Source organism: Micromonospora sp. ALFpr18c, assembly GCF_008868155.1.
Taxonomy (GTDB): Bacteria; Actinomycetota; Actinomycetes; order Mycobacteriales; family Micromonosporaceae; genus Micromonospora.
On sequence record NZ_WBKR01000012.1, the window covers coordinates 25,229 to 36,980 of the forward strand.

Annotated in this window: 6 protein-coding genes and 1 pseudogene; 4 read left to right on the top strand and 3 right to left on the bottom strand. The window is 70.5% G+C overall.

Annotated elements, in window-relative coordinates:
- Positions 1–46 precede the first annotated feature (46 nt).
- On the top strand, positions 47–3,577 hold the full coding sequence (gene dnaE, locus F8271_RS04540; protein ID WP_151488377.1) for a DNA polymerase III subunit alpha: 3,531 nt from the start codon (positions 47–49) through the stop codon (positions 3,575–3,577).
- A gap of 49 nt (positions 3,578–3,626) precedes the next feature.
- Here dnaE and abc-f read toward each other — a convergent pair whose 3' ends face one another.
- From abc-f to F8271_RS04555, 3 genes are all read right to left on the bottom strand, one after another.
- Positions 3,627–5,264, bottom strand: a complete 1,638-nt coding sequence (abc-f, locus tag F8271_RS04545; RefSeq protein ID WP_151488378.1) for a ribosomal protection-like ABC-F family protein — start codon at positions 5,262–5,264, stop codon at positions 3,627–3,629.
- A 295-nt stretch (positions 5,265–5,559) separates the two neighbouring features.
- A complete protein-coding gene (locus tag F8271_RS04550; protein ID WP_151488379.1) occupies positions 5,560–6,255 on the bottom strand; it encodes a response regulator in 696 nt (231 codons plus the stop codon).
- Positions 6,252–7,835: a sensor histidine kinase gene (locus tag F8271_RS04555; RefSeq protein ID WP_151488380.1), complete on the bottom strand. Its 1,584-nt coding sequence runs from the start codon at positions 7,833–7,835 to the stop codon at positions 6,252–6,254. Before F8271_RS04555 ends, F8271_RS04550 begins: the two co-directional genes overlap by 4 nt.
- Positions 7,836–7,919: 84 nt before the next feature.
- Here F8271_RS04555 and F8271_RS04560 point away from each other — a divergent pair, with 84 nt between their 5' ends.
- The 3 genes and pseudogenes from F8271_RS04560 to F8271_RS34075 all read left to right on the top strand — a co-directional run bounded on the left by F8271_RS04560 (position 7,920) and on the right by F8271_RS34075 (position 11,650).
- Entirely contained in the window at positions 7,920–9,308 is a 1,389-nt protein-coding gene (locus tag F8271_RS04560) for a cation:dicarboxylate symporter family transporter (RefSeq protein WP_151488381.1), read from the top strand.
- Between the two features lie 257 nt (positions 9,309–9,565).
- Positions 9,566–11,107 (top strand): annotated as a pseudogene (locus tag F8271_RS04565) (serine/threonine-protein kinase); the annotation flags it as partial.
- Positions 11,108–11,149: 42 nt separating this feature from the next.
- Positions 11,150–11,650 (top strand): ricin-type beta-trefoil lectin domain protein, encoded by a 501-nt coding sequence (locus F8271_RS34075; protein WP_370461857.1) that lies wholly within the window; start codon positions 11,150–11,152, stop codon positions 11,648–11,650.
- Positions 11,651–11,752: the final 102 nt, after the last annotated feature.

Sequence of the window (11,752 nt, forward strand, 5' to 3'; positions counted from 1 at the left end):
GGTCGGCTCCGACCATCTAGATCCACACCGCCGGGGGGCGCCAGGCATGGCCGATTCGTTCGCGCATCTGCACGTGCACACGGAGTACTCGATGCTCGACGGAGCGGCCCGACTCAAGGACCTGTTCGCCGAGGCCAACCGGCTCGGCATGCCGGCCGTGGCGATCACCGACCACGGCAACATGCACGGCGCGAACGACTTCTACAACCAGGCGATGGCCGCCGGGATCACCCCGATCCTGGGCGTCGAGGCGTACGTGGCGCCGGAGTCGCGCTATCACAAGGCGCGGGTCAAGTGGGGCCGGCCGGAGCAGAAGAGCGACGACGTCTCGGGTAACGGCGCGATCACCCACAAGACCATGTGGGCGAAGAACGCGCAGGGCCTGAAGAACCTGTTCACCCTCAACTCGCGCGCGTCCATGGAGGGGCACTACGTCAAGTGGCCCCGGATGGACATGGAGCTGATCGCCGAGCACGCCGAGGGGATCATGGCCACCACCGGCTGCCCGTCCGGCGCGGTGCAGACCCGGCTGCGGCTGGGGCAGTTCGACGAGGCGCTCAAGGTCGCGGCCAGCTACCAGGACATCTTCGGCAAGGACAACTACTTCCTGGAGATCATGGATCACGGGCTCTCCATCGAGCGCCGGGTCCGTGACGGGCTCACCGAGATCGCCCGCAAGCTCGACATCCCGCCGGTGGTCACCAACGACTCGCACTACACCCACGAGGCGCAGGCCACCGCGCACGACGTGCTGCTCTGCGTGCAGACCGGCAGCAACATCGACGACCCCAACCGGTTCCGGTTCGAGGGTGGCGGCTACTTCGTCAAGAGCGCCGACCAGATGCGCGCGGTCGACTCGTCCGAGCTGTGGCAGCAGGGTTGCCGCAACACCCTGCTGGTCGCCGAGAAGGTCGACCCGAAGGGCATGTTCGAGTTCCACAACCTGATGCCGCGTTTCCCGGTCCCGGAGGGGGAGACCGAGGAGTCCTGGTTCCGCAAGGAGACCTTCGCCGGTCTGGCCCGCCGCTACCCGAACGGCATCCCCGAGGGGCACGTCGTCCAGGCCGAGTACGAGCTGGGCGTCATCAACCAGATGGGCTTCCCGTCGTACTTCCTCGTGGTCGCCGACTTCATCCAGTGGGCGAAGAACCAGGGCATCGCGGTGGGCCCGGGTCGTGGCTCGGCCGCCGGCTCCCTCGTGGCGTACGCGCTGGGCATCACCGACCTGGACCCGATCCCGCACGGGCTGATCTTCGAGCGGTTCCTCAACCCCGAGCGTGTCTCGATGCCGGATGTCGACATCGACTTCGACGAGCGTCGGCGCGGCGAGGTGATCAAGTACGTCACCGACAAGTGGGGCGAGGACAAGGTCGCCCAGATCGCGACCTTCGGCACGATCAAGGCGAAGGCCGCGATCAAGGACTCGGCCCGGGTGCTGGGCTTCCCGTACGCGGTGGGTGACCGGATCACCAAGGCGATGCCGCCGGCCGTGATGGGCAAGGACATCCCGCTCACCGGCATCTTCGACTCGAAGCATCCCCGCTACGCCGAGGCCGGCGAGATCCGTGGCCTGTACGAGTCCGACCCGGACGTCCGCAAGGTGATCGACACCGCGAAGGGCATCGAGGGGCTGATCCGGCAGACCGGTGTGCACGCCGCCGGCGTCATCATGTCCGCCGAGCCGATCATCGAGCACATCCCGTTGATGCGCCGCGACGCCGACGGGGCGATCATCACGCAGTTCGACTACCCGACCTGCGAGTCGCTCGGGCTGCTGAAGATGGACTTCCTCGGCCTGCGCAACCTGACGATCATCGACGACGCGGTCAAGAACATCGAGCTGAACCACGGCAAGAAGCTCGACCTGCTGGCCCTGCCGTTGGACGACCCGGCCGCCTACGAGCTGCTGGCCCGTGGTGACACCCTCGGCGTGTTCCAGCTCGACGGCGGGCCGATGCGGTCGCTGCTGCGGTTGATGAAGCCGGACAACTTCGAGGACATCTCCGCCGTCCTGGCGCTGTACCGGCCCGGACCGATGGGCGTCGACTCGCACACCAACTACGCGCTGCGCAAGAACGGCCTCCAGGAGATCACCCCGATCCACCCGGAGCTGGAGGAGCCGCTGCGGGAGATCCTGGCGCCCACCCACGGCCTGATCGTCTATCAGGAGCAGGTGCAGCGCGCCGCGCAGATCCTCGCCGGCTACACCCTCGGCCAGGCGGACCTGCTGCGCCGGGCGATGGGTAAGAAGAAGAAGGAGATCCTCGACAAGGAGTTCATCCCGTTCCGGGACGGCTGCCGCGAGCGCGGCTACTCCGATGAGGCCATCCAGGCGGTGTGGGACGTCCTGGTGCCGTTCGCCGGGTACGCCTTCAACAAGGCGCACTCCGCCGCGTACGGCCTGGTCTCCTACTGGACGGCGTACCTAAAGGCGCACTACCCGGCCGAGTACATGGCGGGGTTGCTCACGTCCGTCGGCGACGACAAGGACAAGATGGCGCTCTACCTGTCCGAGTGTCGCCGGATGCGCATCCAGGTGCTGCCGCCGGACGTGAACACCTCGGCCGGACCGTTCACCCCGGTCGGCAAGGACATCCGCTTCGGCCTGGCGGCCGTGCGCAATGTCGGCGCGAACGTGGTCGCCTCGATCATGCGGTGCCGGGACGAGAAGGGCGAGTACACCGACTTCTACGACTTCCTGTCCAAGGTGGACGCGGTGGTCTGCAACAAGAAGACCATCGAATCGCTGATCAAGGCGGGCGCCTTCGACTCCCTCGACCACCCGCGCAAGGGCCTGCTCGCGGTCCACGCGGACGCGATCGACGCGTACGCCGACGTCAAGCGCAAGGAGGCCGTCGGCCAGTACGACCTGTTCGGCGCCGGCTTCGGTGACGCCGACACGGGCGGTACGACGGTGATGCCGGTCATCGGCGACAGCGAGTGGGACAAACGCGACAAGCTGGCCTTCGAACGCGAGATGCTCGGCCTGTACGTCTCCGACCACCCGCTCTTCGGCCTGGAGCACATCCTCAACGCGGCGGCCGACACCACCATCGCCTCCCTGGCCGAGGACGGCGCGGTGCCCGACGGGGCGGTCGTCACCCTCGCCGGCATCCTCTCCGGCGTCCAGCGGCGGGTCACCAAGCAGGGCCGGGCCTGGGCCTCGGCCACCCTGGAGGACCTGGCCGGCGGCGTGGAGACGCTGTTCTTCCCCAACACGTACGAGGTGATCGGGCAGTACATCGCCGAGGACGCCATCGTGGTGGTCAAGGGCCGCGTGGACCGCCGCGACGACACGCCACGGATCATGGCGATGGACATGTCCATGCCGGACGTCAGCACCAGCGCCACCAACAAACCGGTCACCCTCACCATCCCGGTGCACCGGTGCACGCCGCCGCTGGTGGAACGCCTGAAGGAGACCCTGGTGCTGCACCCCGGCGACACCGAGGTGCACGTCAAACTGCTCAACGGCGGGCGCACCACCACCCTGCGGCTCGGTCCGTTCCGGGTGGCGGCGACGACCGCGCTGATGGGTGACCTGAAGAGCGTCCTCGGCCCGGCCAACGTGAGCTGACCCGGCCGCGGCCCGGCCGGCGTGTGCCTGGCCGGGCCGCGACGTCGGCTCAGCCCCGGTCGGGGGCCGCGATCTCCCGCAACTGGCCGTCGGCCAGCCGCAACCAGCGCTGCACGCCGATCTCGGCGAGGAATCGTTCGTCGTGGCTGACCACGACGAACGCCCCCTGGTACGCGGTCAACGCGCTCTCCAGTTGTGCGACGCTGACCAGGTCCAGGTTGTTGGTCGGCTCGTCGAGCAGCAGCAGTTGCGGCGCCGGTTCGGCGCACAGCACACACGCCAGGGTGGCGCGTAGCCGCTCCCCGCCGGAGAGCACCCCGACGGTCAGGTTCACCCGGGCGCCCCGGAACAGGAACCGGGCGAGCAGATTCATCCGCCTGGCGTCCGGCAGGCTCGGCGCGTACGCGGCGAGGTTCTCCGCCACCGTACGGTCGAGGTCCAGCAGGTCCAGCCGCTGCGACAGGTACGCGATGCGCCCGTCCGCCCGGCGGATCTCGCCGCCGGCCGGTTCGAGGTCGCCGTGCACGAGGCGCAGCAGGGTCGACTTGCCCGCGCCGTTCGCCCCGGTGAGCGCGATCCGCTCCGGGCCCCGGATCACCAGGTCGGCGCCGCCGCCGCCGAACAACTCCCGGTCGTCGAAGCGGGCCCGCATCCCCGTACCCGTGAAGACCGTCCGTCCGGCCGGGACGGTGGTGTCCGGCAGGTCCACGACGATGCGGTCCTCCTCGCGGACCGCGCGGCCCGCCTCGTCCAGTCGGGCCTTGGCCTGACCGAGGCGCGCGGAGTGCGTGTCCTGGGCCTTGCCCGCCGACTCCTGCGCGCTGCGCTTGAGGCCTCCGGCCACGATCCGGGCCAGACCGGCGTTCTTCAGGTTCTTCGACGCGTTGCTGGCCCGCCGGTCGGCCCGCTCCCGGGCCTGCTGCATCTCCCGCCTCTCCCGCTTGACCTCCTGCTCGGCGTTGCGCAGGTTGCTCTCGGCCACCTCGCGCGCCGCCCGCACCGCCTCGGTGTACGCGGTGAAGTTGCCCCCGTACCAGCGGATCTCGCCGCGCTCCAGCTCGGCGATGCGATCCATCCGGTCCAGCAGCTCCCGGTCGTGGCTGACCAGCAGCAGGCACCCGGTGAAGTCGGTGAGCACGTCGTAGAGCTTGTGCCGGGCCGCCACGTCCAGGTTGTTGGTCGGCTCGTCGAGCAGCAGCACGTCCGGGCGGCGCAGGAGCTGCGCCGCCAGCCCGAGGGAGACCACCTGGCCGCCGCTGAGCGTGTGCAGCGGCCGGTCGAGGGCCAGGTCGCCGAGGCCGAGCCGGTCCAGCTCGGAGCGGCTGCGTTCCTCGATGTCCCAGTCGTCGCCGATGGTGGCGAAGTGCGCCTCACTGGCGTCCCCGGCCTCGATGGCGTGCAGCGCCGCGATCCGCTCGGCGACGCCGAGCACCTGCGCCACGGCCGGGTCACCGGCCAGCGGCAGGGTCTGCGGCAGGTAGCCGAGCAGACCGTCGACGGTGATGCTGCCGCCGGTGGGCCGCAGCTCCCCGGCGATCAGCCGCTCCAGGGTGCTCTTGCCGGCGCCGTTGGGCGCGACCAGCCCGGTGCGGCCGCCGGGGACGCTGAAGGACAGGTCCGAGAAGACCGGGGTGTCGTCCGGCCAGGAGAAGGACAGGTTCGAGCAGACGACGAAAGCGTCAGACATGGTGAGTGACCTCAGAGGGTGGGCTGGGCGTGCGTAAGCCGCCCGACGACGAACGGGACCGGTGGAACGACGACATGGCCACGACGGCTGCGCCTACGCGCGCCGAACCGATGGCTGAACACGTCCGGTCTCACCCGGAGATGTCGTCGTCACCCGCCATGTCTGGTCTCCCTGGTCGTACCGCTGACCCAACGGGCCGAGTCTAACAACGGATCTCCGCCCCGCCACGGAGTTCCCGCGCCCGGGCCTGCTCGCGTGAAGTCAGGGGCCGCATCTCAGGGCTGGTGTCGTCAGCTCAGCGGGGGCGGTACTCGACCTCGGGGCGGCCGGGGGTGCCGTAGCGGGGTTGGCGGAGGGCGCGGTCGATGGTCACCAGGTACTCCAGATAGCGGCGGGCGGTCACCCGGGAGATACCGGTCGCCGCGCTCACCTCGGTCGCTGACAGCCCCACCCCCGGGTCGGACCCGTCGGCCAGCGCGGCGCGTACCCGGGTGAGGGTCTGCGCGTCGAGCCCCTTCGGCAGGCTGTGCCCGGTGGCGCCACGCAGCGTGGCGAACATTCGGTCCACGTCGTGCTGGGCGGCCACCTCACCGTCGGCGAGCGCCTGGGCGCGGTAGTCCGCGTAGCGCTCCAGCTTGTCGCGGAACGCTGCGAACGTGAACGGCTTGAGCAGGTAGTGGGTCACCCCGAGGGACACCGCGGTGCGCACCACCGCCAGGTCCCGCGCGGAGGTCACGGCGAGCACGTCGACGCTGCTGCCGGCCGCGCGCAGCGCCCGGCAGACGTCCAGGCCGTGCAGGTCGGGCAGCCGAAAATCCAGGAGTACGAGGTCCACGTCGCCGCCGTCGTTGGCGCGCAGAGCCGCCATCGCCGCCCGTGCCGTGTGTGCCACCCCCACCACCGTGAAACCGGGCACCCGCTCGGTGTACGCGGCGTGCGCCTCGGCCAGCAGCGGCTCGTCCTCGACCACGAGCACCCGGATGTCGGTCATCGTGGGCCCCGGGCCGGTAGGCGGACGGTGAACAGGCTGCCGCCCGCGTCGGAGCGGGTCACCTCGGCGCTGCCGCCGTGCCGGCGGACCACCTGCCCGATCAGCGCCAGCCCGAGCCCCCGTCCGGTGCTCTTGGTGGACCAGCCGCGTCGGAAGGCGTCCGCCACCCGCTCCTTCGCCAACCCGGGTCCGCTGTCGGCGACCCGGACCACCAGCTCGTCGTCGACGGTGCCGACGAAGACCCGTACGGTGCGCGGCGGGGGCGTACCGGCGACCGCCTCCAGGGCGTTGTCGACGAGGTTGCCGACGACGGTGAGCAGGTCGTTGGTCGGCAGCGGGCTGTCGTCGAGGTGGCAGTCCGGCTCGATCACCAGGTCCACGCCCCGTTCGCCGGCCTGCGCGGACTTGCCGAGCAGCAGGGCGGCCAGGGCCGGCTCGGTGACCGCGTCGACGACCCGGTCGGTGAGCTGCTGGGCGAGGGCCAGGTCCCGGGTGCCGAGCCGGACGGCCTCGTCGGCCCGGCCCAGCTCCACCAGGGTGAGGACGGTGTGCAGCCGGTTGGCCGACTCGTGCGTCTGCGCCTGCAACGCCTGGGTGAGTGCGCGTACCGAGTCCAGCTCGCTGGCCAGGGCGCGTAGCTCGGTCTGGTCGCGCAGGGTCAGCACGGTGCCGAGCGCCGCCCCCTCGAAGCGGGCGGTCCGCTGGTTGGCCACCAGCACCCGGTCACCGGCCAGCAGCGGCTCGTCGAGGGCGTCCCGGCCGGCCGCGAGCAGCTCGGCCACCGCCGGTGGCAGGTCGACCTCGGTCACCGGTTGGTCGGTGACCGGCTCGTCGGCGTCGAGCCCCAGCAGCCGCCGGCCCTCGTCGTTGACCAGCGCCACCCGCCGGTCGGTGGTCAGCACAACGAGACCCTCGCGCACCGAGTGCAGGACCGCGTCGTAGTACTCGTACATCCGGGTCATCTGCGCCGGGCCCAGGCCGTGGGTCTGGCGGCGCAGCCGGCGGCTGAGCAGCCACGATCCGGTCGCGGCGAGTGCGAGCGCCGGCGCCGCGACGCCGAGCAGCACGGGGAGTTGGCGCAGCAGCTTGCGGTTGATCTCGCGGGTGGTGATGCCCACCGAGACCAGGCCGACGATGTGCCGCCGCTGGTCGTACACCGGGACGACCGCGCGCACCGACTCGCCGAGCGTTCCGACGTTGGTCGTGGTGAACGCGTGGCCCGCCAGGGCGGGCCCGATCTCGCCGACGAACGGCTCGCCGATCCGCTCCGGCGTGGGATGGGAGAAGCGGGTGCGGTCGGGGGCCATCACGACCACGAAGTCGGTGCCCGTGGCGTGCCGGGTCGACTCGGCGTACGGCTGCAGGATGCGGGCGGGATCGGCGGTCGTGAGGGCCGCGCGGACATCGGGGGAGTTGGCCACGGTCTGCGCCACCGCGAGCACCTCCTCCTGCGCGGCCTGGCGGGAGTCGGCGCGGGCCAGCCAGACAGCGCCCGCCGCGCCGGCCAGCACGAGCAGCGTCACCACCACCGCCTGGAGGGCGAAGAGTTGCCCCGCGATGCTCCACTGCCGTCGGGTCACCTCCAACACCTCCTCGGGGGTTTTCGCGGTGAACAGAATGACCGCAAGGCTGTCAACCGGTGAGACGCGCTTCACATTGTCGACATGGACACCACCGCACCCACCACCACGGCGGAGCCGTCGGCCCGTCGGGACCGTACTCGTTACCTGTACCTGGCCGTCATCGTGGCCGTGCTCGCCGGCATCGTGGTCGGCCTGGTCGCCCCCGATTTCGGCAAGGAACTCAAGCCCATCGGCACGGGCTTCGTCAACCTCATCAAGATGATGATCAGCCCGGTCATCTTCTGCACGATCGTGCTCGGCGTCGGTTCGGTCCGGCAGGCCGCGAAGGTCGGCAAGGTCGGCGGTCTGGCTCTCGGTTACTTCCTGACCATGTCGACCGTGGCGCTCGCCATCGGCCTGGTCGTGGGCAACATCATCCACCCCGGCTCCGGCCTGGACCTGGGTCAGGACCTCGCGGGCGCCGGCAAGGCCGCCGCCGGAGACGAGGCCGGCGGTACGACGGAATTCCTCCTCGGGGTCATCCCGACGACCCTGCTCTCCGCGCTCACCGAAGGCGAGGTGCTCCAGACGCTGCTGGTCGCGCTGCTCGTCGGCTTCGCCGTGCAGGCGCTGGGCCGCCGCGGTGAGCCCGTGCTCGGCGCGATCGCCGTCATCCAGCGGGTCGTGTTCAAGGTCCTCGCCATGATCATGTGGCTGGCGCCGGTCGGCGCGTTCGGCGCGATGGCCGCCGTGGTCGGCGCGACCGGCGTGGACGCCCTCAAGAGCCTCGCCCAGATCATGCTCGGCTTCTACGCCACCTGTCTGATCTTCGTGCTGGTGGTGCTGGGCGCGCTGCTCTGGTTCGTGGCCCGGATCTCGATCTTCTCGCTGCTGCGCTACCTGGGCCGGGAGTTCCTGCTGATCCTGTCGACGTCGTCTTCGGAGTCGGCGCTGCCCCGGCTGATCGCCAAGATGGAGCACTTCGGCGTCAGCAAGCCGGTCGTCGGCATCACCGTGCCGACCGGGTACTCCTTCAACCTCGACGGCACGGCCATCTACCTGACCATGGCGTCGCTGTTCATCGCCGACGCGCTGGGCAAGCCGCTCGCCGTCGGCGAGCAGATCTCGCTGCTGCTGTTCATGGTGATCGCGTCCAAGGGGGCGGCCGGCGTCACCGGCGCCGGCCTGGCCACGCTGGCCGGTGGCCTCCAGTCGCACCGCCCGGACCTGGTCGATGGGGTCGGTCTGATCGTCGGCATCGACCGGTTCATGTCGGAGGCGCGGGCGCTGACCAACTTCGCCGGCAACGCGGTGGCGACGGTGCTGGTGGGAACCTGGACCGGCGAGTTCGACCGGGACCGGGCGGCCGGGGTCCTGCGCGGCGACGACCCGTTCGACGAGGCCACCATGGTCGACGACCAAGACGACGGGCCCGAGCCGCGGCGGCCCGACGAGGAATCGGCGACGGTGCCCGCGGGGGCGCCGGCCTGAGAGGGAGGATCGACTCCAGATCGACGATGTGGGGGTATCCAGCCCACCGGACACCCCCACATCGCCGACCTTGTGCCGATCACCGCCTGTTGGTTACGTGCCGGCGACAATCGTGACGTACCCAACTGGTGTCTTCTCGATTGCGGCACGGATTGGGCGCGGAAACACCGCCCAAGTATCTTGCCTGAGTGCCTGACGCCTCTCGACAGTTGATCGCCGACCGTTACCGGCTGGTCCGTCCACTCGGCCAGGGCGGAATGGGCCGCGTGTGGCTCGCTCGGGACGAGATGCTCCACCGGGACGTCGCCATCAAGGAGTTGGTGGTGTCGCCGGGTCTGCCTGACGTCGAGCGGGGGGTGATGCGGGAGCGGTCCATGCGCGAGGCGCGGGTGGTCGCCCAGCTGGGCCACGTCAACGTGGTACGGGTCTTCGACGTGCTGCACTCGGGCGAGGACCCGTGGATCGTCATGGAACTGGTCCCGTCCCGGTCCCTGCAGGAGGTACTCAAGGCCGAGGGGCCGATACCGGCGCCCCGTGCCGCGAGGATCGGGTTGGGCGTGCTGGCCGCGTTGCGGGCCGCGCACCGCGCCGGCGTTCTGCATCGGGACGTCAAGCCGGCCAATGTGCTGCTCGCCCACGACGGCAGGGTGGTGTTGACCGACTTCGGTCTGGCAACCCTCCCCGGCGACCCGCGGATGACCCAGACCGGGATGGTGCTCGGCTCGCCAGCGTTCCTCCCCCCGGAGCGAGCCACCGACGGGACGGTGGGCCCAGCCGCGGACCTCTGGTCGCTCGGTGCCACCCTCTACGCGGCGGTCGAGGGCCGCACCCCCTACCAGCGATCGTCGTCGATCGCCACACTGGCGGCGCTCGCGACCGAGCCGCCGCCGCCAGCCCAGCGGGCGGGTCAGCTGACCCCACTGCTTGAAGGGCTGCTGCGGCGGGATCCGAACCAGCGGATCAGTGGCGAGGAGGCTGAGCGGCTGCTCCGCCAGGTCGCTGGCCTGGGCGAGCCGGACGTTCCGGAGGGCAGCAACGTTGACGGCCCGGTCGCTGCGGGGGGTGGCGCCGGCGACGGTTCGATCGCCGGGACGGACGACATCCGTACGGTGCTCCGGCCGGAGATCGTGTCCGATCTGGTCACCGCCGAGGTCAGTCTGCCCGCGCCGCGGGGCGCTACCGAAGTGCCCGTATCAACGGCGGGGCGCACGCGTCGGACCTGGCTGATCGGCGCGTTGGCCGTCGGCCTCCTGCTGGTGGTGCTGGTGACCGCGACGGTGCTGAACGGTGGGCTGCGCGGCGGCGTGAGCGACAGCTCGGCTGCGGCACCGACCGTGAACCCGTCGGCGAGCGGCTTGTCGGAGCTCAGGGCGCTGCCGTCTGCGGGTTGGCACTACTACCGCGACGATCCCCGCTTTCTCGTACCGTTGCCGGACGGCTGGCAGCCGCGGCGTGACGGTGGGCGGGTCGATTTCCGTGAACCGGACGGCAGGCGGCTGCTCGTCGTCGACGAACTCCGGTCCATCCCCGCGGACCTTCCTGCCGACCTGCGGACGCGGGAGGCGTCCGAGCGCGAGCGGTACGCCGACTACCGGCAGGTACGGCTCGCTGCGCTGCGTTTTCAGGTGCGGGCCGCCGAGTGGGAGTGGACGTACACCGACGAGGACGGCACGCCGATGCGGGCGGTGAGTCGGGCATTCGTGGGGCAGAACGGGCACGGGTACACGATCGGCTGGACCACCTCGGCCGCCGAATGGTCGGCGAGCGCGGATGTTTATGCGCTGATCACGGACGGCTTCCAAGGCTTGCCGGTGGTGGGCGGCCCCCGGTCGGGACCCACCGTGGCGCCATCCTCGCCGGCGCCCGCGAAATCCGCGCCGGAAAACGGCAGCCCCGGCGCGACGGCCCCGGGCGCCCCGGCCCCGCAGTCGTCGGCCCTGTCGCAGGGCGCCGCTGGCGTCGGGAAGCAGATCATCGGGTTCGCCAGCAATCGTTGCATCGAGATTCCGGGCGGCAACGCCACGGCCGGTGTCCGACTTCAGATCGGGGACTGTAGTCGGACGGCGACGCAGCTGTGGACTTTCCCCGGTGACGGTACGGTCCGCTCGATGGGCAAGTGCCTGGACGTCGCCGGTCACTCCACCGCGGAGGGTGCTGCCGTTCAACTGGCCGACTGCTCCGGCGCCAGTTCGCAGAGGTTCAACCTGAACAAGGCCCACGACCTGGTCAACATCCAGGCGACCAAGTGCGTTGACGTGCTCGACGCGAACACCGACAACGGTGCCCGGCTGCAGATCTGGCAGTGCAATGGCAAATCCAATCAGAAATGGCGGACCAGTTGAGCGCACATGCCGGTCACGGATTGGGTCTGCCCCGCTAGCGGTGCCGGAGGTTTCTGCTGCCCAGCGGGTCGGGTCCGAAGCATAGTCCATTGTAGAGCAGCT

Excerpts from the sequence above, each read along its gene's own strand:
- F8271_RS04550 (WP_151488379.1), bottom strand. The coding sequence starts at position 6,255 with ATGACCGACATCCGGGTGCTCGTGGTCGAGGACGAGCCGCTGCTGGCC.
- F8271_RS04560 (WP_151488381.1), top strand. The coding sequence starts at position 7,920 with ATGGACACCACCGCACCCACCACCACGGCGGAGCCGTCGGCCCGTCGG.
- abc-f (WP_151488378.1), bottom strand. The coding sequence starts at position 5,264 with ATGTCTGACGCTTTCGTCGTCTGCTCGAACCTGTCCTTCTCCTGGCCG.
- dnaE (WP_151488377.1), top strand. The coding sequence starts at position 47 with ATGGCCGATTCGTTCGCGCATCTGCACGTGCACACGGAGTACTCGATG.